General features: G+C 54.6%; 26 protein-coding genes and 1 pseudogene. 8 read left to right on the top strand and 19 right to left on the bottom strand.

Annotated elements, in window-relative coordinates; genetic code table 11:
- Positions 1–93 precede the first annotated feature (93 nt).
- From PSH64_RS20465 to PSH64_RS20450, 4 genes are all read right to left on the bottom strand, one after another.
- A complete protein-coding gene (locus PSH64_RS20465) occupies positions 94–831 on the bottom strand; it encodes a phage integrase Arm DNA-binding domain-containing protein (RefSeq protein ID WP_305481193.1) in 738 nt (245 codons plus the stop codon).
- On the bottom strand, positions 831–1043 hold the full coding sequence (locus PSH64_RS20460; RefSeq protein WP_305478429.1) for a hypothetical protein: 213 nt from the start codon (positions 1041–1043) through the stop codon (positions 831–833). Before PSH64_RS20460 ends, PSH64_RS20465 begins: the two co-directional genes overlap by 1 nt.
- Positions 1044–1088: 45 nt before the next feature.
- A complete protein-coding gene (locus PSH64_RS20455; protein ID WP_305478428.1) occupies positions 1089–1523 on the bottom strand; it encodes a hypothetical protein in 435 nt (144 codons plus the stop codon).
- Positions 1524–1960: 437 nt separating this feature from the next.
- The gene (locus PSH64_RS20450) at positions 1961–2251 is read right to left on the bottom strand and encodes a hypothetical protein (protein ID WP_305478427.1); all 291 of its coding nucleotides are present in this window, start codon (positions 2249–2251) and stop codon (positions 1961–1963) included.
- Between the two features lie 2314 nt (positions 2252–4565).
- Between PSH64_RS20450 and PSH64_RS20445 the strand changes: the two genes are divergently transcribed.
- From PSH64_RS20445 to PSH64_RS20430, 4 genes are all read left to right on the top strand, one after another.
- The gene (locus PSH64_RS20445) at positions 4566–4811 is read left to right on the top strand and encodes a hypothetical protein (protein ID WP_305478426.1); all 246 of its coding nucleotides are present in this window, start codon (positions 4566–4568) and stop codon (positions 4809–4811) included.
- 553 nt (positions 4812–5364) lie between these two features.
- The gene (locus PSH64_RS20440; protein WP_305478425.1) at positions 5365–6144 is read left to right on the top strand and encodes a hypothetical protein; all 780 of its coding nucleotides are present in this window, start codon (positions 5365–5367) and stop codon (positions 6142–6144) included.
- Between the two features lie 115 nt (positions 6145–6259).
- Complete coding sequence (locus PSH64_RS20435) at positions 6260–6550, top strand: hypothetical protein (protein ID WP_305478424.1); 291 nt, start codon at positions 6260–6262, stop codon at positions 6548–6550.
- Between the two features lie 69 nt (positions 6551–6619).
- Positions 6620–7234, top strand: coding sequence for a P63C domain-containing protein (locus tag PSH64_RS20430; protein WP_305478423.1), 615 nt, complete (start codon positions 6620–6622; stop codon positions 7232–7234).
- A gap of 446 nt (positions 7235–7680) precedes the next feature.
- Here PSH64_RS20430 and PSH64_RS20425 read toward each other — a convergent pair whose 3' ends face one another.
- Positions 7681–8274, bottom strand: a complete 594-nt coding sequence (locus PSH64_RS20425; RefSeq protein ID WP_305478422.1) for a hypothetical protein — start codon at positions 8272–8274, stop codon at positions 7681–7683.
- A 132-nt stretch (positions 8275–8406) separates the two neighbouring features.
- On the bottom strand, positions 8407–8850 hold the full coding sequence (locus PSH64_RS20420; RefSeq protein ID WP_305478420.1) for a hypothetical protein: 444 nt from the start codon (positions 8848–8850) through the stop codon (positions 8407–8409).
- A gap of 278 nt (positions 8851–9128) precedes the next feature.
- Here PSH64_RS20420 and PSH64_RS20415 point away from each other — a divergent pair, with 278 nt between their 5' ends.
- The 3 genes and pseudogenes from PSH64_RS20415 to PSH64_RS20405 all read left to right on the top strand — a co-directional run.
- Positions 9129–9566: a hypothetical protein gene (locus tag PSH64_RS20415; RefSeq protein WP_305478419.1), complete on the top strand. Its 438-nt coding sequence runs from the start codon at positions 9129–9131 to the stop codon at positions 9564–9566.
- A gap of 108 nt (positions 9567–9674) precedes the next feature.
- Positions 9675–10097: a hypothetical protein gene (locus PSH64_RS20410; protein ID WP_305478418.1), complete on the top strand. Its 423-nt coding sequence runs from the start codon at positions 9675–9677 to the stop codon at positions 10095–10097.
- Positions 10098–10149: 52 nt separating this feature from the next.
- A pseudogene (locus PSH64_RS20405) lies at positions 10150–10356 on the top strand (tail assembly protein); the annotation flags it as partial.
- 23 nt (positions 10357–10379) lie between these two features.
- Here the strand turns inward: PSH64_RS20405 and PSH64_RS20400 are convergent.
- The 4 genes from PSH64_RS20400 to PSH64_RS20385 all read right to left on the bottom strand — a co-directional run bounded on the left by PSH64_RS20400 (position 10380) and on the right by PSH64_RS20385 (position 12319).
- Positions 10380–10721 (bottom strand): hypothetical protein, encoded by a 342-nt coding sequence (locus tag PSH64_RS20400; protein ID WP_305478417.1) that lies wholly within the window; start codon positions 10719–10721, stop codon positions 10380–10382.
- A complete protein-coding gene (locus PSH64_RS20395; protein ID WP_305478415.1) occupies positions 10718–10939 on the bottom strand; it encodes a hypothetical protein in 222 nt (73 codons plus the stop codon). The genes PSH64_RS20400 and PSH64_RS20395 overlap by 4 nt, the downstream gene beginning before the upstream one ends.
- A gap of 420 nt (positions 10940–11359) precedes the next feature.
- Positions 11360–12019: a LysE family translocator gene (locus PSH64_RS20390; protein ID WP_105347724.1), complete on the bottom strand. Its 660-nt coding sequence runs from the start codon at positions 12017–12019 to the stop codon at positions 11360–11362.
- A 93-nt stretch (positions 12020–12112) separates the two neighbouring features.
- Positions 12113–12319 (bottom strand): hypothetical protein, encoded by a 207-nt coding sequence (locus PSH64_RS20385; RefSeq protein WP_105347727.1) that lies wholly within the window; start codon positions 12317–12319, stop codon positions 12113–12115.
- A gap of 322 nt (positions 12320–12641) precedes the next feature.
- On the opposite strand from PSH64_RS20385, the gene PSH64_RS20380 reads away from it, so the two are divergent.
- A complete protein-coding gene (locus tag PSH64_RS20380; protein WP_305478414.1) occupies positions 12642–13121 on the top strand; it encodes a sn-glycerol-3-phosphate transporter in 480 nt (159 codons plus the stop codon).
- A gap of 208 nt (positions 13122–13329) precedes the next feature.
- Here the strand turns inward: PSH64_RS20380 and PSH64_RS20375 are convergent, their stop codons facing one another.
- The 9 genes from PSH64_RS20375 to PSH64_RS20335 all read right to left on the bottom strand — a co-directional run bounded on the left by PSH64_RS20375 (position 13330) and on the right by PSH64_RS20335 (position 24233).
- On the bottom strand, positions 13330–14322 hold the full coding sequence (locus PSH64_RS20375; protein WP_305478413.1) for a helix-turn-helix domain-containing protein: 993 nt from the start codon (positions 14320–14322) through the stop codon (positions 13330–13332).
- 87 nt (positions 14323–14409) lie between these two features.
- Complete coding sequence (locus PSH64_RS20370; protein ID WP_305478412.1) at positions 14410–15888, bottom strand: aldehyde dehydrogenase family protein; 1479 nt, start codon at positions 15886–15888, stop codon at positions 14410–14412.
- Positions 15889–15959: 71 nt separating this feature from the next.
- Complete coding sequence (locus PSH64_RS20365; protein ID WP_105347734.1) at positions 15960–16808, bottom strand: VOC family protein; 849 nt, start codon at positions 16806–16808, stop codon at positions 15960–15962.
- A 24-nt stretch (positions 16809–16832) separates the two neighbouring features.
- Positions 16833–18479, bottom strand: coding sequence for a bifunctional 3-(3-hydroxy-phenyl)propionate/3-hydroxycinnamic acid hydroxylase (locus PSH64_RS20360; RefSeq protein ID WP_305478411.1), 1647 nt, complete (start codon positions 18477–18479; stop codon positions 16833–16835).
- A 24-nt stretch (positions 18480–18503) separates the two neighbouring features.
- Positions 18504–19325, bottom strand: a complete 822-nt coding sequence (locus tag PSH64_RS20355; RefSeq protein WP_105347740.1) for an IclR family transcriptional regulator — start codon at positions 19323–19325, stop codon at positions 18504–18506.
- A 3-nt stretch (positions 19326–19328) separates the two neighbouring features.
- Positions 19329–20180 carry a fumarylacetoacetate hydrolase family protein gene (locus tag PSH64_RS20350; RefSeq protein WP_305478409.1) on the bottom strand — a complete coding sequence of 284 codons (852 nt, stop codon included), beginning with the start codon at positions 20178–20180 and terminating at the stop codon, positions 19329–19331.
- Positions 20181–20496: 316 nt separating this feature from the next.
- Positions 20497–21948: a carotenoid oxygenase family protein gene (locus PSH64_RS20345; protein WP_305481192.1), complete on the bottom strand. Its 1452-nt coding sequence runs from the start codon at positions 21946–21948 to the stop codon at positions 20497–20499.
- Positions 21949–22004: 56 nt separating this feature from the next.
- Positions 22005–23186, bottom strand: coding sequence for an MFS transporter (locus PSH64_RS20340; protein ID WP_305478408.1), 1182 nt, complete (start codon positions 23184–23186; stop codon positions 22005–22007).
- A gap of 54 nt (positions 23187–23240) precedes the next feature.
- Positions 23241–24233: a transporter gene (locus tag PSH64_RS20335; RefSeq protein ID WP_305478407.1), complete on the bottom strand. Its 993-nt coding sequence runs from the start codon at positions 24231–24233 to the stop codon at positions 23241–23243.
- Between the last annotated feature and the right edge of the window lie 17 nt (positions 24234–24250).

Raw genomic sequence — 24250 nt, 5'->3', positions numbered from 1 at the left:
ACTCCGTCCCGACCATATTTCCTGAGTAAAATCAGACAGTTAAGCCGATCAGATAGATCGGCTTTTTTGTGCCTGCGCAAAACTGGCGCAAAACTATCCGGTGATTTCGCTGATATTCAGGTCAGGAATTGCCTCGGACCAGATGACTTCCTCGTGGTCGCGCTGGTAGTTTTTCGTCATGCCCTCACTCGCGTGCCCTGCGATCTTCTGCCCATCCTTTCCGGCTTTCTTGTACAAGTGCAGCGATAGCGCCCGCACTTCGTGGAAGCCCGGCATTTCCTCTTCCTTCCATCCCTTGTAACAACCCGCCAGTTCCCGTGCCTCCTTGAAGGCACGCGTCAAATACCGCTCCTCGATCTGCGTCCAGTGATCCTTCGTCTGTGCCTGTTTTTGTTTCAGGCGATCCGGGCGGCGGTGCACCAGGTAGGGGGAGGCAATATCATCCCTGCAACGGCTGATCACAGCCTGGAGTTCTTCGGTCACCTTGAACCGGATCCACGCTGCGTCACTGGCCTTGGTCGTCTTCTGCTGCACCACATACAAATACACCTTGGCCAGCTCGCGTGGCGGCAGGACATCGCGTTCGTAGGTGTCAAGGAAACCGGCGAAAGACTCGGAGGCGTTACCCATTACGGCGCCGATCAGGTCTGCACCGCGCATGAACTCCAGATTCAACTGCTTTGCCGCGTCGATGGCTTTGATGCGATCGGTGCCGAACTGAAACCACTTACCGTCGGTGGGCCGCCGGTAGCGATAGCTCGAACGCCGCGAATCGAAGTACAGGTTCTGCGGAAGGTTCTTGTTCGCCTTGTTGCGCGGCCGTGGGACCATCATGTCGCTCCTTTCAGTACCATTGCGACCAGGTCGTTTCCTGCCGACTTGCTAAACGCCGTCCAGTCAACGTACCAGAGTTTGCCGATCTGCTCGCCGGGCACCTGGCCATTCCGGATGTAGTTGCGGATTGCTTGGGGGCACGGTGGCGTGCCGTTCTCGCCCCAACGGCGGCGCTGGAACTCACTGATCTTGATCAGCTCTTTCTTCATGGGATGCTCCATGCCGCGCGTGGCGGCAGAAGGTAGTGATGGGGGTTATTCGTCTTCATCTGGATCAAGGTCGTCATGACAATCATGGCTGACGCTGATCGGCAGTTTCCCGAGGCGCGCCACCGCCAGCGAAAGCCCAAGACGCAGACCCTTTGCCATGTCGTCGGTCAGCAGGAGTTCAACCGGATCGGTTGTGCCAAGCTGGATTGACACGCCTTCTTTGGCGTTGTCGGTGATGATTTGCAGCTGGTCTACTTGCCTTTTGTGCCAGGCCAGAAGGGCCTCAATCATCTCGGCAACTTCCTCCAGCACGCCAACTTCCCCAGACAGAGCTGCGACGACCATTTTTTTCAGAGTGGCTTTCTCTGCGCGTGCCAGGTCGATTTGGTTGCCTGCAGCGAAAGGGCCGTCGACTATTGACCAGCTGCTGGCGAAAACCTGGGCTTGGTCCATGATCGCGGTAACGGTTTTTTCGGACATACGAATTCCTCGCCCGCCGTTCACCGGCAGGCTGGTAGGTGGAAGAGGGGAGTTAGAATTTCTTTCGATTTGGCGGGGAGGGCGGGAAGCCGAAGTGTATGCGGCGCTTGCCGGTGTACCCACACTCGCTGCATCCGGTGGATGGGCCGCAGCTGCAGCCACCCTCGCATCCGCAGCTGCATCCGGAGCAATCCAGGGTGCACCAGCTTTCCTGCTCGACTTCGCCTTCCTGGGTGATCGAGTAGTTGATGCGGCGGTCCAGCCGGAACCCGATGATCTTCTCGGCGTCTTCGTAGGTCGCAGGAACCGAGCTGAATCCGTACTGGGCGGCAGGATCATCTACGAACCGCAGAACTCTTCTCATAACCGCAGCCCCTTGTAGCAGTACACGTAAGCGAACCAGGCGAGGGCGATCATGCTGCCACCTCGCGGCGCGCCTATTGCACGTACGGGCCGTCATCAGTATCGAAAATCCCGAGCAGGAACCAGTCGTACTCCGGCGGCGTTTCCGGCTCCCAGCCGAGGCAGTGACAGGCTTCATCATCCCAGTAAGGATGGGCTTCTAAATCGGAATCCATGTGCCACCCGATCACCTTCAGGTCCTGGGCTCCGAGCCACGCCTTCCACGCTTCGGCGTCTTCATCGAAATCCGGGATGTCGGGGTGATACCAGTACCCGCTTTCGTCACGCACGATTTCGACGGGGCCAATCAACTTTTCTTCAGGCATGACTTCGTCCTTACCGCTATAGCGGCTGACTTTGAAGGGGGGGGAGGGAGTTACTGTACGGCCGTTACTGATGATGGCTTGGTGCTACGCTAAATTAAGTTGCTGAACTCGGATCGGAATGATTTATGAGTGGTACTTCAGTAAATGTTCGGCATAGCGTTGCTTTGGAAGTCTAAGGGCTATGGAAACCTTAAGATGCGGCGTTGGGCGTGGTGCGTAATAATAAAGTCCTTATATGAGGTTGGCAGTTATGATTAGTCGTCCGAGAATATGCGCTTCTATTGTAATGCTTATAGCCTTGAGTGATATGGCTCTAGCCGACTCCACTCGAGTAGAGTTGGGGTGGGGGAACATCACTCCTTGCTCGCGGGTGACCAGCAGCGGGAGCAATATGCTGGGGAACTGGGTTCCAGACACCGTTGAAACTGCCGAACAACGTGTTTATGTATATGCCGTAGTCGAGGCGCCAACTGTTGCAGGTATTCAGAATGACATACAACAATGTGCTGTGCAGGGAGCTGCTGCTGCGACACTGAGTGCGATAATTACCTCTCCCGCTGGAGCGATGCCTGCATTTCAAGGTCAGTTCGATAGTTGTTTGAAGTCTCGCGCTCAGAACTATCTTTCGTTGCAGTTGAACGTCTCAGAAGGGCAATGCATGTGGTGATAGGTAACTACTGTTGAAAAATATAAGTCGGCAAGCGTCTGATCTTGCGGTTGTCGACTTTCTTTTAACTTAATTATTATTTGTGAAGCTTTAATACGCCTTATTGGACTGCTCCTAGCTTATAAACTTATGGTGACGTAGTCACACTGCCTATCGAGACTACGAAGCATCAACTGATTGTGGAGAGTGGGCGAAAAAATTGAGGATTGGTCAGGCTGCCACCTGCTGCTTTTCCTGGTGAATCGCTTCCAGCACTGCTTCGACGCCGCAGAGATGTGTACTTGTGCTTTTCCTCCTTGGTCACCGACTGAGTAATGCCATTCCTTACCGAACAGGTCGCGTCGAGGTTGCTCTCGCCGAGATGGACTACAGTTGAGAGGTCATTCACAAGGAGGTTGGAAAATGGCATGCCTGATCTGCAAATCAGCAGCGGAAGACATTGCAACTATCGGAGATTGGCAGGAGAAGCGTTGCCTTGACGGATGCGGGAGCTACCGTGTGGCTGGCACGTTAGTCGCTACGATGCGGAACAGAGGGCAATCCTTCGACATTGAACAGACTCGACTTTGGCTGGAGGTAAACAGGGTTACGCATCCCGCACCTTTGATTACCTCTTCTACAGTGATGTACGCCTGAAGCTGTAAAGCAAGGCGCCAATCCAGCGCACTATAGGGACCGCCTTGCTGTTCCCGATCGCTTTGTATTATGGCCCCTCATCAACACAGTCGTGGCGCAGACACTGAACGCAGTTGATCCAGATTACTGCGTCGAGAGCGTGACCAGTTGCCAAGCTCGGGATCGGCTCGACCAGTTTGTTTTCTGTGGGCATGGGGTGTCCTATGGCGGGTCATGCCCGGGCGTTATGGGTTCAAGTTGTGGACTGAAGTCAGCTCAAGCTGACATGATCAATGTCTTTGAGTGGGGCAGGCTGTCGTGGAGAGAAGGACTATTGGGATTGTTTTGGCAGTTGGTCTCGTTGGTCTTGTCGGCAAGGGAATGATCGATAGTCACAACAATCCAACCGCCAAAGTCACTCCTAGCCACCGCGTTGCTCAAGTACAGGTCGCACCAGTTCAAGCATCCCCCCCGAGAGAAGCAACCAAGGCTGAAGATTCTGAGTTCAATCATGATCTCTCACATGCTCATAGCAGTCGGAACCTAACCAAAGCGGACCTGGCATGGCATGCGCTAAATACCTACGGCTGGGACTGCTCGGAGGTTGTTGCTGAGAAGCAGCAACCCACGGAAAAGTATTCAGTGATAACTTGCTCCAGCGGCCTGAAGCTCAGAGTGTATCTTCGGAGTGACGCGCACCCGATCATCCGCAATATGAAGGGCGGCTATGACTGAGTCTGCGGCACAGTCATAGTGGATCCTCGCCGGCTGGCGTGATTCGTTGAAGTGGATTCGGTCTATGCTCATGGAAGCCCTACAGGAGGCATCACATGGCTATTTGCAAATGCGGGGAAGAGATCGCGGTAGATCCTGATGACACGAAGGATGTGATGGAAGTGGTATGCCCAAAGTGCGGAGCTCGGTACGAACTCAGATGGGTCGCATCATCACCCGCGCTACCTGGTGCTCAATTCACACTAGTGCCCATCGAGTGAGCAAAGTGGCCCGGCATGGAGCCGGAAAGGAAAAGCAATGCTTGCGCGAATTGTTGTGGGAGTTTTGATTGGGTTTGTAGCGGGCCTAGTTGAGGCAGGGAAGCTACCTGTATCGCCAAAATCGCTGCAGGTTTTGGAAGTGCTGTTGTTTCTCGTAGGAGGCGCGTTTGTCGTTTCGTCCTTCATGTTCGGCGCTATCTTTGGCGTGATGGCGATAGCCGAAATCGCTGCTGGTTACTACGCATACACCAAAGTTTTCCGTTCAGAAAAGGCCGAGTCGTAATTTTCTCCAGTCAGGCGCCGCCCTCCGTGACTGGATGAGCAGCGTGTTGTGATGAAGTTGCAAATTGGCGTTATACGAGTTGTTGGGCTATTCCGTAGCTACAAGGAGATAGCTTTAGGGAGCGTAAAATGATCTCTAAGAAAAAAGTAGGAGGTTGGGTGTTGGTAGCTGCGTCATAGCTGGGCTTCTTGCAGGTATAACCACTTCAGAGGAGTGCAGCATGAGCGAGTACGAATGCCATACAGTTGCAGTCCACTGGTATGGGATAACCATGTGGAAGAAAACCATGGGGAGTGTGCAAGCATCGCCCGTTCAGTCTTCGTAGTCGATCTAATGCGCTGCCCTCCGTGATCGGATGCGACCGTGGGGGTAGCTGTTGGTAGTGGGCGGCAAAGCGTCACAATACTGGCTTGATTCGTTGATGTGGGGTATTTGTGTTCTGCCCGGCATGGGCTGGAAGTAGTGGTCGCACAATTCGTTGAAGTAGGAACTGTTAATCATGTTTTTGTGCTTGGCTAATATTTTCGAGATTCACAACTGAGTGGAGCAAGTCTTGAAAGCAGGAATATGTGGGCTTTGCAAAAAGAGTGGCATTATTAAAAAAAGTCATCTGCTGCCAAAATCAGCTTACAAACAGGTTAGAGATCATCCATCTGAAGGTGGTGGGTCTCCAATGATAGTTGATATGGCTAGAAATAAATTCGGTAAAACCGATAAGCAGGTTGATGCGCATTTTTTATGTGGGAACTGCGAAAGTGTTTTTTCTAAGTTCGGAGAGGCCCCTGTATCCAAAATTTGGGCCACGCATTTCGATTTTCCCATGCTCGATATTTTGAATAAAATAACTCCTATTTCAATCAGCACAAAAAGAAAGTTATATAAGTCGGATCAATTGGATGGAGATCTTGCCCGGGCACTATATTACTTCGCTGTTAGCGTGGTCTGGCGTGCTATCGAGTGGCCTCGCACCAATGTAGGGGTTGTAAGTTGTAAGGGAGTTTTGAATGTGGATCAGATGCGTGAGGTCACTCAATTCCTGCTCGGAAATATTAGTGTTGTTGATGATCTTTTTATAGTGCTCGATGTTAATACATGTTCTGAGATGACCGGTATGTTGTCGATGCCAGCACGTTTCGCGGCTGACTTGGAGTCATTGCTATTTGATGTACTAGGTTTGCGGTTTATGGTGTTTGTAGGGCCAGGGTTTCCATTGGAGATTGAAACACTTCGAACTACGTATGATCGTAATCTGTTAGTTACTAGTTCTGATCATTCGGAGAGTCGGTTTGCAATGCAGATTGCCAAATATCTGAATGAAAATAATATTCAATAAGAGGGCACTCCGATTGGATGTTCATCGTGTGATGGCAATTTGGTTTGGGTTGGGGTATTACGGGTGATCAATCTTCAGGAATGGCAGGAATCTTATGTACGCGGGAGAGGTTTCAGTGAACGCGATGACCGTATTCGGCATCGGGATTTCTACTCGACACGGAAAAGCATACGAACTCGCTGAAATGATAAATTTCTGTGTTGCGCTGGAAAGTCGAGGCATGCAAAAGAAGGTCATCAGCGTGTTCTATGATTCGAACAGCTGTTGCTGCAGCTTTGAACTGTGCCCGTCTGTCGATCGGTACGACGATTCGGAACAGGAGATTCTTGATGCTGCCAAGGAAACGATTGGACAGTTTGATTGGTTCGGTACTGTGAAACATGGCGCTCCGTTAGAGCGGGGCTAGCACTTCATCTCCCGGGTCTCGAGATAGTTCAGCCAGGCTTTTGCCAAGGGGCAAACGGTCTCGAAAGCCTTGGGAGCGGAGATCCTTGAAAAGATAGATAACCCATTGATTTTCAAGGGGGACCACGCGGGAGCGGCCGCACAGTTTCAAGGCCAAATAAACGGGTATGAGGTCGGGCTTCTGATTGATATTTGCCAAGCTCGAATCATTCTCGGCGCTTCGGCAAAAGCTGGTATTCAAGGGTTGGTTTACGCCCTCGCTGGCTATGATCGGACGAAAGAAGATATTATCGAAGCCTACAAACTTTATGTGCGTGAGGAGGCCCGTGAGTATGAGAAAGAACTTTCGCCGGAGCTTTATGAGCAATGGTACCGGCTATATGGTCTCGTCAAACCCGAGCGCGGGCGCCCTTGGGAGTTTAAGTATCTGACGATCGACCACATATACAAGCCTCTTGCACGCAGCCAAGGAAAGGTTTTCGATCTCGCGAAGGCCAGCAAGCAGGTGAACGGTGATAAAAGTTCGAAGGTTCACATGTTCTTGTCCGAAATCGGGGTGAAAGCGTTGCGGACACAAATTGGCAAAATCATCGGTATTGCTACTGTTTCCGATTCAAGAGCAGAGTATGAAAAGTACATTGCCGAGAAAATTTACGGTCAGCAAAGCCTAGACCTCAGAGAATGATCTTGACCCTTAGATCATAAAGCCCGGCCCAGTGCCGGGCTTCTTGTTTGTGTCCGGTCGATGCTACATTGCCTCCATTCCCACAGGAGTGACCTGTGACACTCCACCCTTCGGTTTAGGGCAAGTCTTTGCTCTCGGCTCGAGCATCTGGGGAGTCAAACAACTCAAGAAGCATCTGGTCATGCTCCTTCTGAGTGACCGAGTAGAACATGCATCGGTCCAGAAGGATAATTTTCATGCTGCGAGCCGAGGCTAGGCGCCTGGGGTCGACTGAGATTGTCACCGTCTTTTCGTTTCTAGCGTCGGTCACTTCCAAGTTGTAGCGACCAATTAAACCGTCATCCCGAGTTGTGTGGCCTAGGCATTTGAAGGCGAGAGCGGATTCAGACATACCGGACTCCGAAGCTTGTTTATCAGGCCATAGTTGACGATGGTTCATGAGAACGTTAGTTAACGGAAAAATCTTTGGTGTCACAGCTGTTGTCGACTTGACACTTGTTAACCGGTACCCAAGGGCCTTTCGGTTCTACTGAATCTAGACGGTACATGGTAAGAATACCGGCGTAATAGCTTCCCGGAACCCCAGGGAATGCTGCCTTTTCACCGTCCTTGAAACGTCCATCGTAAACCTGCACTGTGCTACCACTTTGCGGAGCGAGGCTCACAGATACGCGACCTGACGGCCGACAGTGAATCATCATCACTGCATTAGTGCGGTGCCCGTTGGGGGATTGGTCGAAGGCGCGCACAATTTCGTGCCCGTCAGGTTCTAGACAGCTTTTGGCGGGGATCGTTGCCGACACGGCCTCAGCCCATGGCTCACTAGGTGAGGCAGAGGGCATGTATGTCTCGAGAGTGATGCCGATCAGTGCATCATCGGGAAGAGGAGAGGTCCAATCCTCTATCGCATTCCTAGCGCTGATAAGCGCGGGCTCAAAGTTCTTCTTCATTACATCGGTAGTGGCTTCGAGGAAGGCGCCACCAATGGCCGCTAGAGCCATGGCAAGAGCTTTTAAAACTTTCTTTTTTAGTGTCAACATTTTCAACATCCTTGCGTTTTCCGCGCCGAAATTGGCCCAGTCCCAGTCCCAGTCCCAGTCCCAGTCCCAGTCCCAGTCCCAGTCCTTGAGCTTGCAGGCGAAGGACTGGGAAATCCTTAAAATAGCGGACCCTCAGCTGGATTTAGAATCCCAGCCTGTTACTTCGTCGTTCTCGACAGTAATGCGTAGCCCATATCTATTTGCGCCTTGGTGGCGGTACTTCCAGACATCACGTGTTTTTGTTTTCAGCAGTTTGTGATCGGTGGCTGCCGGATAACCGAGGGAGTCGGTGAGCTGCTCTGATGTCTGACCGATCCATATTCTCTTTGCGAGAATGTTTTGGACAATGTGTTCGTCCTGATATTTATCTCTGAGATAACGCAAACGTGCCCGCTTTTTGGACCATCTATTGAGAAAAAGGAGCAGCAAAAAGCCAACAACAATCAGGGTGGGGATTTGCCAGCCGATTGTTTTGTTCATCTTGTCAAACAGATAGATTGGCACCCCCACGATGAGTGCGATCATGAACAACCAGCCAGTCATCTCCTTTTCAGCTTTTGAAACTCGCTTCGCCATGTCCTTTTCCCTGAGAACGATCGGTTGATAGCCGAAAGCTACTACTTTGGGTTGGCGAGGCGTTACTGGGGATTCATACAGGTGCAAGCCAATGAAATGAATATAGGCTTCAATGCGAGCAAAACATAAGAGTCTAGCGATGGAATAGTTTAATGGTTTAAGTTTCGGAGGATTTTATAAAGATATCGTAAATTTTATTTAAGTGATGGAATGCCTTTGCCAAACTGTGATTGATGGCTAAACTGAGTGTTTCGTGATCTGCTAATCAGGGATTTGATATGGCTATGTATGCGTATAAAGGTCAGGGCTATTGCTTGTTTTTGATATATGATAGTTCGTTGAAATTGTTTACTCCTATATTTAGTGATGCGACTGGTTTGGCAAAGTTTAAGATGGATGTAGCAGATCCTTGGAAGATAAGTGACGTTAATGTGCCGCTCGAAGTGTCGGCTCACGTTGCTTACCATGATGCGGTGGATCTTTTAATAAAAGCGATTGATCCCTCCTATTTTGGTCGCTCTCTTGATTTGGGGCATGGACATATATCAGTTGCTGGTCAGTCGTCTGAAACAATTATGAATATTGTTGCAACTTTCTCGATATTTCCGAAAAAACCGAAGCTCATATCAAAAGACACGTATAAAGCTCTTATGACTGATATACAAAGAGACAGTGCGCCATCAGACGATGGGAGCGGTTCTTCTACAGGGTCGTAGATATTTTTAGAAAGCGCGAGGTGGTAACGTTTGGCCGGTACATTGTTAGGGTTTTTCGTTCCTGGCACCCAGTGCTACATTTCTCGCCTTTCCACAGGAGTGACCTGCATGAAATTTTTCGTAGGAGCGTTGGCGGTAGTGCTGCTGGCTGGGTGTGCATCATCCGCTATACCGGTGAGCCAAGCTGAATCAGTCCCACAGGATGAGCTCTATGCATTTCAGTCCAAACCTTCTGGCGAAAGCGGGAAAGTAATTGTCGTCCGGGATGCGGGGATGGTTGGTTCTGGCTGCGACATTGTTGTGTACGTCGATGGTCGGAAAGCGGCGAAAATAGGAACCGGTCAGCGTGCAAGCTTTTATCTTCCGGTGGGCACTCCAAGCATTGGTGCGGGACTTGCGGGATCTGGTTTGTGCGCGGGAGCTGCAATTCGAACAATTTCAGCCAACGTACAGACTGGGAAGGAAAGCATCTACAGGATCAGTGGTGATATTAGCGGCTTCTACATCGGGCCATACGTCGATTACCAGTGACAGAAATTTATACAGCCGCCTTCGGGCGGTTTTTTTGCGCCAGGAGAAAGCCATGCAGGCAGCGACCGCACATTATCAGCCCATGACCACCATCAAACTGTCCGGATCCGTTGCTCATAAATTTGGTCGAGTTCATCGGCGTCTATTGGCCTCTGGTCAGGCTTGGGAAGCGTTCAAGGCCCTGAAAGTAACGCTTCAGGGGTTCAAGGAGGAGATTCGGCGCCTAGATCGTTTGGGAATGCGATTTGCGATTTTTCGTATCCCATGGCATAGCGTCAGCCCTCAATCTTTCTCCGGGCATTTGAAGTTCCAGGAATAAATCTTCATTTCTTTAATCGTTTCGCCGACAGTTCCCACACCAAGGCAGGTTTCATTCTTGATGTAATTTAAGCTGCAGTACCGGACACCCTCTGTGCAAGATTCGATCTCTTCGAAACCTTTTCTCATGATGATGTTCTCGACCCCAAACTCACCTGAATAGGTTGGGTTCGGCTTCCAGCCATTTTGAATCAATGCTTTTCTGGCATTTAAAAAGGGCATTCCCTCTTTTATAGGGACGTCTGTTGCGTTGGCAAAAAAACTGGCGCAGCAAAAAAGGCTGATGAGGAATGTTTGCAGCTTCATTTAACGGTACCCCCGAAGTTTTTATATATTTTTTCTACTTCACCGTACTCAGTATATGGTTGACCCGATGGTTTTCCTTTGATTGGCCGATTCGCCAAACCAGGGCCCATGGGTAAGGCTTCCCATTTTTTTGAGGCTTTTTCCACTGCAACTTTTAAGTCGCCATTGATTAATGGTTCGATTGCATTCACGTTGCGCAGCAGTTCAACTGCAATCAAATCCTGTGTTCCTGGTGTGAAGTCGGATAATCCCATTGCTTTAACGGAGAGCTACGCCCACGTAGCTTTCGTAACTTGATACCTTCCGGACGCTGTTGTTGAACCGCCATAACCTGCTCCGGGGTGGGTAGACTCATCACTGAATGCCCACTTTCCGGTTTTCCAGCCCTGCGCCCAGCCATATCCAAATTTTGCGTGATAATCGCCGCCTTCGACTTGTGCGAGGGTATCCAAAAAGGCTTTCACATTTTTGTTTTTTAGAAACTCAGCATTCTCGGCCCGTCTTACCTGTCTGCATTCATTGAAGAAGAGTTGAAAACTCACTCAGACCTGAAAGATCAGCCTTAAAGTCGTCAGCGTCATAATCACAGAAACCCAGCGAGGCTGGAATTTCAGCCCCGCAACACCAAGACATTGATCCTATTTTTGGCTAAGCGTCGCTATCGATACTCCCGAAGCGACGAAGGTGAGTCCTGCCCCTACGTTCAGGCCATTTACCAGCCGTGGGCTCTGACGCAAAAATCGGGACAGTACAGTGGCAAATACGCCCATAAGTGCGAATCCCACTGCCGTAAGGGCGGCGAACCATATGCCGTACACCAGCATCTGCACGCTCACTGAGCCGCGTTGTGGGTCGACGAACTGCGGGATGAACGCAAGGACGAAAAAACCAGGCTTCGGATTGAGTGCTGCCGAGAGTAATCCCGTGAGGAAAATGCTCGGCAGTGATTGCCGAGTCGCTGGCTGGAAGCTGATCAGGCTACGGGAGCGTAGGACTTTTATGCCCAGCCAAAGCAAATAACCGGCGCCGATAAGTTTGACGACCCAGAAGGCAACGGCGGACGTCTGCATAAGCAAAGTCAGTCCTAGCGAAGCGGTTGCCACATGAAAGAGAATTCCCGCCCCGGATGCCATCCCCGACACGATAGCGGCTATCCTGCCCTGACTGAGTCCTCGGCCTACGGCCAGCAGATTGTCCGGGCCTGGTGCGAGCACCAATAGCAAGCACGCGGCAGTATAGGCAAGCCAGATATTGATCGGAAACACGGCATTCTCCTTAAGCCTCACCGAGGCATCCATCCTCATGTAGCACCAGAATGTGCCTGTGCCAGGCTGCAAAGTCAAAGCCACTGCGTTTGAGAATAACTTCAACCGCCGATTGACTCGTGCGCCTTAATGGAGAGTCGAAATCCTTCGACTCTCTCCAATCCTGATCCGATCCAGAGCCCGGTTTAGCGCATCCAAGGCATCGAGGAGGGCTTTTGCTTCAGCTTCCCGGCCCTCACCCCAAAGGCGTTCTGCCATTTTGTTCAGGGCTTGGATGGAGCGCTCAATTTCCGCAGCAGTCGCTGCTTTGCTTTCCAGTTGTTTCTTCAGCATTGAGTAACCTTTCTGCAGGGCAGTACTTGCTTTCAGTAGGCCGCGTATTCTCGTTTGGCTAGATTACGCCTGCTGTGCACAGGCGACGCCAAATGTGTGCCGAGATCATGAGTCTTCACGCCAGACCATTCATGTCTGCCGCCAAAATCAGCCTCCCAGGGCCGGTGTTCATCTTGAACAGCGCCATTACTCAGCACAATTTGAGGACTTGTTCGGATGTTCCTTTTCGACCGACTAGACTAACGTTTCGTCTGCAGGGAGCGCGCCCAAGATAAAGGCACGCCCCCAACGTGAGCCCAATTGCCTCCCAGGGGGCCGCTCGATGAAAAAACTATGGATCTGCGGGCTTCTGCTGATGGCCCAAACCGCCCATGCACTGGCTCAGGACGACGCGTCTCAAAAGAACCAGGGTTTCTGGTACCTGCAAGCCAGCGTCTACACCCACCACTACTCATCGGACCCCGAGCACAATAACCATCAGGATTTGATTGGACTGGAGCGGGAAGAACCATCCGGCTGGTTGTTTGGCGGGGCGACTTTTCGCAACTCGTTCAGCCAGCGTTCCTATTACGCCTATGCCGGTAAGCGCTACGAAAGTGCGGACTACCCGGTATATATAAAACTGTCCGGTGGCGTAGTTGAGGGTTATCACGGTCAATATCAGGACAAAATCCCACTCAATCGCTTCGGAGTCGCACCGGTGATCATTCCGTCACTGGGGGTTCATTACGGGCCGGTAGCCGCCGAGCTGGTGTTGCTCGGCTTCAATGCGGCCATGGTCACCACGGGCGTGCGATTCTAGGGCAATGCCAACCTTGTTTTGGATAACTCAGCCCCGGTAACTACCGGGGTTTTTTATAGGTGCGCCCGGCAGGACGCCCGAGAACAGGACGGGTAGATCAACCGCAATCGACGACTTTTCCAGGACGAGGCATTACGCAGCCCTCTTGCCTGGGCAATGTTGAGTTGAGGCGCGGCGTTACTGGCCTTTCATGGCGCAGAGCATTTACTCAAGTCGATTTCATTCTGTTGTCGCTCGCGGTATCGCGGAACAACCGGGGCGACATGCCGAATGCCGATTTGAACTGCCTGCTGAAGTGAGCGCTGCTGCCATAGCCCCAGGCAAAGGCGATGTCGGTGAGTGAGCGATGGGCATGTTCCCGGCTGCGCAGATCTTCGGCGCAGCGCAACAAGCGTCGTTGCCAGATGTATTCGCTGATGCTGCAGCCAAGCTCCTCCTGAAATGCGCGGTGCAAACTGCGCACCGAGCATTGCTCGACGTTGGCGATGCGCTCGATGGTCAGGTCGCGGTCGGCCAGGTGGCGCTCGATATACGCCTTGAGGCGGTTTTGCTTGAAGAAGCGGAAATCGTGTTCGAGTTGCTTTTCTTCCTGTTTGTTCTTCAGGACGTTATCCAGAAGCCCCGCGATACTGTTGCCGATCAGTTCGGCTGAATGGTTGTTGAGCAGTGGGTACTGGCTGTAGGCATCACTGATCAGATGCATCAACATGCGGCCCAATCCATTGCGCCCGTTCAGGTGAACATCGCCCGCTTGCGGTGGCTGTCCGGCCAGCCCCTTGAAGAGCAGGATGAAATGTTCGCAACCTTGGGTGCTGGTGACGCTGAAGGGTTGACCACAGTCGACCAACAGCATCTCATCAGGCGCTAACGCGCTGCTGTGCCGGCCTTGTTCGAAATGGCTGACGCCGGCGATCTGCAGAATCAGCATGCGTGGTGTGTCGGGTGAATCGACTGCTTTGCTCAGATGGCGTGAATAACGATGGGCACTGGCGGTCATGCGGCAGAAGCCGAGCTGACCCAGATCGCCATATTCCAGCCGCCCCTGAAAGTTGCTGTTATGCAACGGATCGATGAACGTCGATTCCAGGCGTTTGATGTAGTCCGGCGTGCGACCCAGGTGATCGCTCATGAATTCTTTCCACTTCATCAGTCGGTCGGAGCGAACAACCTGATCGGTGGACACACAGGCTAAATTATTCATTTTTCGCCTCTTTTATTATTGTTTTTGCTGATTGGGCAAATGGGTCAACACTTGCCCAACTTTATTCCGGTCAGTATCGATCAAGGATCAGAAAGGGTAGTGGTGGCTCCCGGGTTGCCAGGTAACCCAATGGGCACGGGTGAATTCATCCAGGGCGTAGTGACCATTGAACCGCCCGAGACCGGAGTTCTTTTCACCGCCGAAGGGTGCATTGGGTTGATCGTCGACGGTGATGTCGTTGATATGGGTCATCCCGGCCACGATGCCACGGGCAAAGTTCAAGCCGCGGGCCATGTCTCGGGTGAACACTGCGCTGGACAGGCCATATTCGCTGGCGTTGGCCAACTCCAGGGCATGCGCTTCGTTTTCTGCGATCAGCAGCGGCAGCAACGGCCCGAAGGTTTCATCGCGTGCCAGTTCCTGATCGGCCCCGACTTCACCGAAGACATGCGCAGGCAACACCAGCCCGGAGGCTGGACCGCCACAAAGCCGCTTGAGGCCCGCGTTCTCGGCTGCATCGATTTTACGTAGCAGGCCATTGAGCTGGTTCTGATTGACCACTGGCCCAATCACGGTGTCTGCGTTGGCCGGGTCGCCGGTCTTGAGCTTGCGCACTCGCTCCACCACCAGCGCGGTGAAGTCCGCATACAGCGAGCGGTCGACGATCACCCGGTTGACGCTCATGCAGATCTGGCCCTGATGCAGGAAGCGCCCGACCACCGCCGCGTGCGCCGCTATATCAATATCCGCATCATCCAGGACCACCAGCGGAGCATTGCCGCCCAACTCCAGCGCAACGCGTTTGATGTGTTTGCCGCCGGTCGCGATCCGGCCGACATTGCGACCGACATCGGTTGAACCAGTGAAGGAGATCAGGCTCGGCACCGGGTGTTCGACGAAGGCGTCGCCAATCTCCGAACCCGCGCCGACCACGACATTGAGCGAACCATTCGGGAAGCCTGCTTCGTCGAACAAATGAGCAATCAGCAGGCCGCCGGTTACCGCCGTGTCGCTGGCGGGCTTGAGCACCACGGTATTACCCAGCGCGAGTGCCGGGACTACCGAACGCATGCTCAGGTACAACGGAAAATTCCACGGACTGATCACCCCGACCACACCCAGTGGTTCACGAAAGACAAAGCTCTGTTCGCCGGGCTTGTAGCTGGTCAGGATCCGTCCTTCAACCTGCATCGGTAATGTTGCGCACTCACGAACCAGGTTCAGGGTGAACTGCCACTCCATGCTCGCCTTGATGCGCGTGCTGCCCGACTCACGAATCAGCCAGTCGATGATTTCCTCACGGCGGCTCTGAATGACGTGAGCCAGTTTTTCCAGTTGCGCGCTGCGCTGGGTTGGATGCAGTTGTGCCCACGCCGTTTGCGCGCGATGAGCTGCCTGGTAGGCATCGTCGAGGTCGGCAATCGAGGCTAGCGGCATTTCCAGCAGTTGTTCGCCATCGAACGGGTTGCGGTCATCCAGGCGGCGCAAGGAACGACCTGCACGCCAGGTGCCGTTGATGTACTGGTCGCCATTGATGGTGTAGGGGGCGAGCTGTTGAGTCGTCATAGTCTTACCTTCGAAGGCCGGTGGCCATGTCGATTAAGGAAGTGGATGATGCAAAACCTGAAGAAAATTGCTCAGCTCCTGATCCAGGCGCGTCCCCAGGAGTTGAGCGTGTATTCCTCTTGTGGCCAGACACCGGGTTGGCGGGAGGCATCGGTTATTTCGAGCTCGGCCGAAAACTCCAGACGGTTGCGATCGGCATCGACCACCATAAAGAACAAATTGTTGCCGGGGCCATGTCGGCCGGGACCGAAGAAGAGGGTTATGCGCTCCTTGGCGAAGCGATCACCCCAGTCACGGATGTCGTTCCATTCGTTGGTTTCGTAACAGTGGTGATCCCATTCGTTTTTCGAACCACGGAAAAACGCCAGGGAATGATGCTCATCGTCCGAGCGCAGGAAACACGTCATGAGCTGGCCGGTCTGCTCGTCGACGACGTTGTCCGACACCGTGTACCCGACCGTATTGACGTAGAAATCGATCATGGCTTCCAGTTCAGTGGTCTGGAATACCACGTGTTGCAGGCGGCCCGGCATGCCTGGCCGGTCGGCGCTGGAATCCGTGCGGGATACGCCAAATATCGTTTGCCGACCCTGTGGGTCACGAATCAGAAAGGCGCATGGTTCGAGCAGCGGTGAGTCGATGTCTTCGACAGCACAACCGTTTTCGATCAGGCGAGCGCGCAGTTCTCCCAGTCGAGCCTGATCGCCCAGGTCATAGGCCGCCGCGAGCAGGCCGTTGTGGTCGGCGGGCGATACGAGCATGGCGCGTTGCGGGCCCCTGAGTATCCAGCTGCCATCGGGCTGTGCCAGGCTGTCCATGTCCAGCATGCGCCGGTAGAAATCGATTTGTCGTTGTGGCTCTTTGCTCGCCAGATGCAGGTAGCACAGGCGCGCAGGGGTGCAGGTCTGTAGGGTTTGCATAAACACCTCCGTAGCTTTAAGGGTTCAGGGAAAGACCGGCGCGATACTCGACTCGGCAGTCCGGTTTCGCGCCTGCGCGATGCCGAACAGCGACTGCAGCGACTCGGCAGCCTTTGTTTCGCCGGCCTTGTCGAAGATGGCGGCGATATAGCGATCCGGGCGCAGCAGCAAGAACGTGTTTGAATCGCCCAGTATTTCTTTGAGCAAACCCTGGCGGTCATGGAGCACCGTGCAGCCAGGCATCGAAGGCATGGTTTTGACAGGTTCGGGCAGGATCAGAATGCGTTTGGCTTCGAGGTGGGACCAGAAGCCATGCTGGAGTTCATCGATACGTTGGCGGCTGTGGTCGCCGTACTGAATCAGGGCGAAGCCGGGGCCGATCGAGTCGTCGAGCAGAGATTCCTGGCCCTGGGCATCGGTGAGCATCGGTTGAGGGAACATATGCCCGCAGGACAGTTTTCCGGCTTTTCCTTCGGTCAGTACCAGTCCTTTGGTGAATCGGGGTTTTGGCTTGAAGCGCATTTGCAGGAAATAGTCTCGCAGCGGTGGCAGCAGGCCGATCACGGCGAATGCACAGCTGATCAAGCGAGCGCGCAAGACGGTAGCCGGCGCCATGACCACGCCCAGGTTCAAGGCCAACCTGATCAGTGCCCAGGCATGATCGCGGCGCTCGCTTTCGTAAGACAGCAGAGCCGTTTCAGCCATTTTGCCCTTGAGCACGCCAATCAGTTTCCAGGCCAGGTTATGGGCATCGCGGACACCGCTGTTCATGCCTTGTCCGGCATAGGGCGGGGTCAGATGCGCGGCATCGCCGGCGAGAAACACGCGACCCACTTGCCACCGTTCGGCAACCCGGGCGTGGAAGGTGTAAACGGTCTTGCGCACGATGGACGCCGGAGTGTTGCCCTTGAAAGGGTGAAGCAACGCTTGCAGGCGAGTGTCGCTGAGCACTTGGTCATCCGTTTCGTCCGGCTTGAGCAGAAACTCGAAGCGGCGTGTGCGGTGGGGGCCGGGTACTTCAACCACGGGACGGCGCGCATCGCAGTACACGCGCGTTTGCCAGAACGGATCGTCATCTTGATCGGTGTCGACCACCAGCCAGCGCGAGGAGAAGCTTGAGCCAACCATCTCAACCCCGAGTTGCTTGCGCACCGGGCTACGGCCGCCGTCGCAGGCGACCAGGTAAGTGGCGTTGACTTCCATCAACTCGCCATCGGCATCGCGAATCAGCGCGCGCACACCGTGGTTGTCCTGATTGAACTCCAGCAACTCATGGCTGAAGCGCGCCTTCAGGTTGGCGAAACGCTCGAGGCCCGTTTTCAGCGTGCCTTCAAACAGTGGCTGGCGAAACGCATTGCGCTTGGGGAACCCATACAACTTGCCGGTAGGTTCGACTTTGCCGAAGCAGCGGCCACCAGGCCGGGTGAAATAGTGCACGCCGTAGCCTGGCACCACGTCACGCAATACGGCTTCATCCAGCCCGACGGCCTGCATGGTGCGCAAGGATTCGTCATCGATTGAAACGGCCCGTGGCTCTGTCACCGTGCCGGGCTTGCGATCGATGATCAAGGTGTCCACATCGGCCTGGCCAAGCAGGTTGGCCAGGGTCAGTCCGGTGGGGCCGGCACCGATGATCAAAACGTGTGTACTGATTGTTTTGAGGGGTTTCATTGTTGTTGTTCCCTTCCGGATGGCTCAGTCCAATGGCTTGGGGCGGTTGGCGAGTGCAGCCATGAGCTGCGACAGGTTTTGCGCCAGGGCAACGATCTGCCGTCCTTGTTGCTCTTCCCGAGTGCTGTCACGTTCCTGAATCGGGCGAACGCAACTGATGCTGCCAACGACTTTGCCATCGCTATCGAAGATCGGCGCGGCGAGGCCATAGACCCCCGCGTCGACTTCGCCGGCGCTGGCCACATAGCCCTGACGACGCAGGTGCTGCAGCGAGCGACGGAACTGTTCCCAGGTGTGGCCAAGGTTGCTGGCGCGCACCTCATCGGGGTTCTCCAGGTAGAGCTGGCTGTGTTGACGCGAGCTCATGTTGGCGAGGATGGCCTTGGAAGTTGCCCCCAGGAACAACGGCCTCGGGGAGCCGCGTGAGTAGCTGACCTCGCTGAACAACTCGCCGTATTGATGAATGCAGACCACCTGGTCCTTGAACAGGCGGCAGATCAGCCAGATCTGCTGCTCGCTCCAGCGTGGGAGGCTTGGCTCCAATGATTGCGCGGCGCGCACCAGGGGGTCGCTCAGTCGCAACTGACGATCCCAGGTAATGATCCTCGCGCCCAGCGCGTAATGTCCGGCCCCGACCTGGAACAACAGATTGGCCTCGGCCAGTTCGCGCACATAGCGATAAATGGTCGAACGGGTGAAGCCCAGTGCACTGCCCATGTCATCGACAGCCCAGATCGGACTCTCTTCGGTAAACAGATCGAGTACCCGCAGCATGCGCTCCAGGCTCGAACCTTTACTGTCGGTATCTTGCCCCGGCAGTTGTTCCGATTCGCGTAGTGTGTCCATGGCTTACTGCTCGTCGACGATGCTGTTGCGCAGGATGCCGATTCGCGAAATCTCGATTTCGACTTCATCGCCCGGTTTCATCCATACCGGTGGTTCACGGAACGCGCCGACGCCACCGGTGGTGCCGCTGACAATCACGTCACCGGGAGCCAGTTCGGTGAAGGTGGAGCAGTATTCGATCAACTTGCGCACATCGAAAATCATGTCGCTGGTGCTGGTGTGCTGCATCACTTCGCCATTGAGGCGGGTGGTCAGTTCCAGGTCCTGTGGATCACCAATCTCGTCCCGGGTGACCAGCCAAGGGCCAAAACCGCCGGTACCGGGGAAATTCTTGCCCGGTACGAACTGAATGGTGTGCTTCTGCCAGTCGCGAACACTGCCGTCGTTGTAGCAGGCGTAACCGGCGACATAGTCCAGCGCGTCGGCTTGCTTGACGTGACGCGCCGGCTTGCCGATCACCACCGCCAACTCGCCTTCAAAATCGAGCTTGTGCGAGGCCTTTGGACGAACGATGGGTTGCAGGTGGGCGGTCTGGCTGTCGGCGAATCGGGTGAAAATCATTGGGTAGGTCGGCATCTCGCGACCGGTTTCACGCACATGTGTGGCGTAGTTGATGCCAATGCACAGCACTTTTCCCGGGTTCGGGATAACGGGCAGAAAGGTCACTTCAGCCAGAGGCAAGCGCTGCAGACTCGCCAGGATGTCGTGGGTCAGCTCGGCCAGGCGATTGTTGGCGATGGCTTGTTTGAGGTCGGTGCCGAAGGTCTGCTTGACCGACTCCAGATCGATGATGTGCTCGCCATCGACGACGCCATAGGTGCTACGGCCTTGAACCATAAAGCTCGCGAGTTTCATTGAGTGCTCCTTGGAAGAAGTTCAGTGCATGCGCAGGGGGCAAAGAGTGCTCGTTACTGCTCATGCGACTATGGCCGCGGGTAAGCCGCGGGCGGTTGAGGTTGAATCTATTCCTACGATTTAATCCTGTAAAGAGAGATTTTTAATAAATCTCAAAATGCAGGAATTTTGCTTTTTATGTATTTTTGGCAGCACTTTGCCGACCCTCCAGAACAGGCAATACGAGACTGTGACGTTTATGGGAGATCAGAACAGGAGCCCCATCCCAGCCTGGATAATCACTGTCTTCCAGGCATTTCAGCGGGCCTTCATGGCTTCATTTTTTACTCGGCACCCAGCAACCATGCAGCGACATGCGCAGCCGGAACGGCACTTTGATTCGCGCAATGGGGCCACTCGCCATGTCACCAGAGTCCAGTACGACGAGCTCACTACGGCCTTCTGCGATGAGATTGAGCAGAGCGACGACATAACCATCCGCTTCCTGTGCATCAGGGGCGCGTGGAATGAAAATGGGTTCCTGGAAGCATCCGCTGTCACCGGGAAACCAGGCGTCGGTGGCTCCTGTCTTGAGGTTTACACGAGCCAGCAGATTGAAGAATTGAAACGGTATCGGCCCATTCGCCGGGTTATACGGGCGCTCTGGATCGAACGCGAGTACAAAGCCGTGCTCGTATTTTCGGCCGATGTAGCGGTCATCGCACCTCGGGAATTCGCAGGGGTAATCCGTCAATGGCTGCGGTTGAATATCGTCCTGGGTGCTGGTGAGATCGAAGGTCCAGCGCATCAGGCTGGCAGCCAGGGTTTCAGGTGGCGGGACATAACCGTCGGCCTGAGGAAAGAAGTAAAAGATGTTCCCGCCGGTGACCGGCATGTCCACGTAAACCTTGTCGTCCTCATCGAACGCGTTGAGCGTATGGCCCTGGAAACCGTCCTTGGGGCCCTTGAACCAACGAACGTCCTCCGCGTGCCCATTGCGGGGTACGACGGCGAAGAGCTGAGGCAGATCAGGTTGCCATTGGAAATGCTGGCCGCCGTTTTTCATACGCTCGACGTCGACCGTCAACGGAATCAGCGGGAACACCACGTAGTGTTCAGTTACCGCAAAGTCATGAACCATGGCCGCGTAAGGCGCCTGGAACCAGATTTGGTGCAGCAGTTTGCCGTCGGGCGACAGTTCGAAATAGGCCAGGTCGGGCGTGCCGTCACCTTTGGCTTCGTAGCTGAAGGCCAAGAGGTTTCCAGTTACCGGGTCGAGCTTGGGGTGGGCGGTGAACGTCGCTGATTCGATCTGCCCGTCAAAACTCCATTCGCCGAGGGTTTCCAGGGTTTCGAGATCCATTGCCCAGGGCAGGGCATCCTCTTTGAGTGCAAGCAATACACCGTTATGAGCGACAACGCTGGTATTGGCAGTCGTATTGTTTTTCGCTGCCAGAGGATCATTGGTGAAAACGTTGCGATAGACGCCATTGAGCGAGCGACCTTCACGGCGCTGAGCCATCAAACGGTCGGTTTTTACGTAGCGACGTCGCATCGATACCTTGCCATCGGCAAAGTTAAACGCGCTGACCATCCCGTCGCCGTTGAAGAAAATATCGTTGCCCAGCATCGGCGGGTATTGCGGGTCTGGCGCGACTTGATAGAAAACTCCACGGATCGAGGCCGGAAGGGTGCCTTCAATCTCCAGGTCGAACACCTCTGCTTCTACGCGGCTGGGTGCATAGAGCGCGCCGGAAAACTCAGGGGTTTGGGGAAACGGATGGGGCATCGGGATCACCTCTAAAAATGGGCAGCGGTTGTTCATGGTTGAGCCTGCTGGGTTTATCAAGCCGACTGAGGCGACAGTGCTGCTGCGCAAGTCTTCGTGTCACGACGAAAGCGCACCACCAGCAGACACGAGATCACCAAGGCGGTCAGATAGGCAGAAGCCGCCAACCACCCGACAGCGCGGAAGTGTCCCTCACCCACCACGAGTGCTGCGCCAAACGGGCCGAGGCCCTGGCCGACGAAAATCGCGGCGTTACCCAGCCCGGCCAGTCGGCCGGATGAGTCCAGTTCGGCCGCCATGGACAGCAGATAAGGCAGGCTGAAAAACCACACGGCATGGATCAGGCAGGCAGTGACTGCAAAAGCGACAGGGGTATCGCCGTAGACCATGATCAGTGTCGCAATCAGCGCCGTGCCGAAGCTCAGCAGTTGCGGAACCAGCAACCCGAGACGCCTGCCGATAAGTCCGGCCAGTGCCGCGCCAAGGGCACCGGCAAGGATGCTGCCCCCCAGTATCCCGCCGATCTGTTGAGGTTCCAGGCCAATGCTTTTGCCGATGCGCTCTTGATAAACCCACAACGCGGAGTGGCCAAAAAACAGCAGTGCAAAAAGCATCAGCAGCAAGATGGACGTGAGCCCGAAAGGCCGGACCGAGCCGCTCGCCGCACGATGTGCCCCAGGGTAGTTCCTCGGCACTCTCCAGTAACCGGCGATCGCCAGGGCGCTGGCGATGGCCAAGAGATAAAACGCCCCAGCCACACCGTAGGATTTCAGAATCAGCGGCATGGAACTCACAAGCAGCATGCCCCACAGCAGGTTGCCGATATTGATCACCGCGAATGTCGAATCCTTGGATGTGCGCAGGGCTGCCGTGGCGTAGACAACGGCCATGACGGCGCCTCCGCTTGCGCCGCATATCATTCGGCAGATCAGTAGCAACCCCTGGCTGTGCAACTGAGCACTGGCCAGATTGCCGAGTACCAGCATCAGCAAGGCAATCAGGGCAAAGCGACGCCGGTCGACGCTGGCCATCAACATGGCGCAAGCGCCGCAGGCGACTGCCATCGCAATCAGTTCTGCGGCAAAAATGGCACCGATGGCATGCAGCGGCAAGCCGAGTTGGTCGATAAAGGCACCGCCCAGAATAGGCTGGATTTGCAGCGTCCCCAAGGAAATGACCATCATCAGGCAGATAGCGGCCAATGATTTTTTGCTGTTAATGGCGTCGAGCGCGTTCATGAAACATCACCTCGGGTAAAAGGGCCCGCTCATGCACGAGTGGGCGCACATCGGTCAGAATGTGTGGGCGTATCGGATCTGGACGGCGTAATCCGTTTGCGCGCGGTTCTCGACGCCAGTCTCTTTATAGGTGTTCAGCCAGAAGCCCTGGCCATCGCTGATTTTCCAGAACAGGCCCGGGCCGATGCCCAACACCTTTTCCCGAGAGTTGCTCAGCCGGTCCCCGTTGACCTTATCGTCTGATATTTGCTTGAAGTAGTACCCGTTGATCCCGAGCGATACGTTGGGGATCACTTCATACGAGGCCGTGAAGTTGGCCCACGCCGATTGTCCTGCCTGGGTGTCGCGCACAGGCTGGCCCTCGAAAAGTTGCGTCGAGCTGCTCGCGGGATCCTTGTTCTTGAAGTTGTACAGGTAATGCAGCCTCCAGCTCACCTCCCAACGAGGCGCCGGCATCCAGGTCGCCGCCCAGTAGGGGTTCAGAGAGAAGTAATTGGAGCCTGGGTTCAGGTCCTTGTGTTTATCGTATTTGCCGGTTGGAAGGATGGTGTCGAAGGCCAGGCGCTGCACAAAAACGGGCCTGCCGTGGGCGTCGACGATCGGGTCGAACTGGACCTGCGGCCCTACCGTGACATCCCCGAGGCCCGTGCCGTTATCCTGGAGCTTGGCACCGTGGTCGCCAAAGTCACCGTCCAGGGAGATGATTGGCACCAATAGGCTCCAGCCCAGGTGTGCACCGCCGCCGATGGTGTCGGGTGAGTAATAGCTCAGCTGATTGATCAGCGAGATGACGTTGATCTTCGGGTTGTCGAAGGCGCCATTATCCTTGCCTGCATTGTCCCTGATGCTGCGTGCGGTGCTGAATTTCAGATAGGTCAGATGGGATAGACCGGGCGGCCCCGCGAAACCGTCGTAGAAACTGGTGCCGCCCAGGTTGATACCGCTGGGCTCACTCACTGACGGTGGTGGAGGGCCATCTGCTGCGAGTGCGGCAAACGATGCGAAGCTGAGTGCCAGGCAGGCTGGCAGGGATTTTTTCAGGCTCATCGAAGTGGCTCTATTCT

It is taken from the genome of Pseudomonas sp. FP1742, assembly GCF_030687145.1.
GTDB lineage: Bacteria > Pseudomonadota > Gammaproteobacteria > Pseudomonadales > Pseudomonadaceae > Aquipseudomonas > Aquipseudomonas frederiksbergensis_D.
This window is presented reverse-complemented; position numbering and strand designations above follow the sequence as displayed.

What these genes read in the sequence shown, in the direction of transcription:
- PSH64_RS20465 (WP_305481193.1), bottom strand. Translation starts at nt 831, where the DNA reads ATGGTCCCACGGCCGCGCAACAAGGCGAACAAGAACCTTCCGCAGAAC.
- PSH64_RS20460 (WP_305478429.1), bottom strand. Translation starts at nt 1,043, where the DNA reads ATGAAGAAAGAGCTGATCAAGATCAGTGAGTTCCAGCGCCGCCGTTGG.
- PSH64_RS20455 (WP_305478428.1), bottom strand. Translation starts at nt 1,523, where the DNA reads ATGTCCGAAAAAACCGTTACCGCGATCATGGACCAAGCCCAGGTTTTC.
- PSH64_RS20450 (WP_305478427.1), bottom strand. Translation starts at nt 2,251, where the DNA reads ATGCCTGAAGAAAAGTTGATTGGCCCCGTCGAAATCGTGCGTGACGAA.
- PSH64_RS20445 (WP_305478426.1), top strand. Translation starts at nt 4,566, where the DNA reads ATGCTTGCGCGAATTGTTGTGGGAGTTTTGATTGGGTTTGTAGCGGGC.
- PSH64_RS20425 (WP_305478422.1), bottom strand. Translation starts at nt 8,274, where the DNA reads ATGTTGACACTAAAAAAGAAAGTTTTAAAAGCTCTTGCCATGGCTCTA.
- PSH64_RS20420 (WP_305478420.1), bottom strand. Translation starts at nt 8,850, where the DNA reads ATGGCGAAGCGAGTTTCAAAAGCTGAAAAGGAGATGACTGGCTGGTTG.
- PSH64_RS20415 (WP_305478419.1), top strand. Translation starts at nt 9,129, where the DNA reads ATGGCTATGTATGCGTATAAAGGTCAGGGCTATTGCTTGTTTTTGATA.
- PSH64_RS20410 (WP_305478418.1), top strand. Translation starts at nt 9,675, where the DNA reads ATGAAATTTTTCGTAGGAGCGTTGGCGGTAGTGCTGCTGGCTGGGTGT.
- PSH64_RS20400 (WP_305478417.1), bottom strand. Translation starts at nt 10,721, where the DNA reads ATGAAGCTGCAAACATTCCTCATCAGCCTTTTTTGCTGCGCCAGTTTT.
- PSH64_RS20390 (WP_105347724.1), bottom strand. Translation starts at nt 12,019, where the DNA reads ATGGATGCCTCGGTGAGGCTTAAGGAGAATGCCGTGTTTCCGATCAAT.
- PSH64_RS20385 (WP_105347727.1), bottom strand. Translation starts at nt 12,319, where the DNA reads ATGCTGAAGAAACAACTGGAAAGCAAAGCAGCGACTGCTGCGGAAATT.
- PSH64_RS20380 (WP_305478414.1), top strand. Translation starts at nt 12,642, where the DNA reads ATGAAAAAACTATGGATCTGCGGGCTTCTGCTGATGGCCCAAACCGCC.
- PSH64_RS20375 (WP_305478413.1), bottom strand. Translation starts at nt 14,322, where the DNA reads ATGAATAATTTAGCCTGTGTGTCCACCGATCAGGTTGTTCGCTCCGAC.
- PSH64_RS20370 (WP_305478412.1), bottom strand. Translation starts at nt 15,888, where the DNA reads ATGACGACTCAACAGCTCGCCCCCTACACCATCAATGGCGACCAGTAC.
- PSH64_RS20365 (WP_105347734.1), bottom strand. Translation starts at nt 16,808, where the DNA reads ATGCAAACCCTACAGACCTGCACCCCTGCGCGCCTGTGCTACCTGCAT.
- PSH64_RS20360 (WP_305478411.1), bottom strand. Translation starts at nt 18,479, where the DNA reads ATGAAACCCCTCAAAACAATCAGTACACACGTTTTGATCATCGGTGCC.
- PSH64_RS20355 (WP_105347740.1), bottom strand. Translation starts at nt 19,325, where the DNA reads ATGGACACACTACGCGAATCGGAACAACTGCCGGGGCAAGATACCGAC.
- PSH64_RS20350 (WP_305478409.1), bottom strand. Translation starts at nt 20,180, where the DNA reads ATGAAACTCGCGAGCTTTATGGTTCAAGGCCGTAGCACCTATGGCGTC.
- PSH64_RS20345 (WP_305481192.1), bottom strand. Translation starts at nt 21,948, where the DNA reads ATGCCCCATCCGTTTCCCCAAACCCCTGAGTTTTCCGGCGCGCTCTAT.
- PSH64_RS20340 (WP_305478408.1), bottom strand. Translation starts at nt 23,186, where the DNA reads ATGAACGCGCTCGACGCCATTAACAGCAAAAAATCATTGGCCGCTATC.
- PSH64_RS20335 (WP_305478407.1), bottom strand. Translation starts at nt 24,233, where the DNA reads ATGAGCCTGAAAAAATCCCTGCCAGCCTGCCTGGCACTCAGCTTCGCA.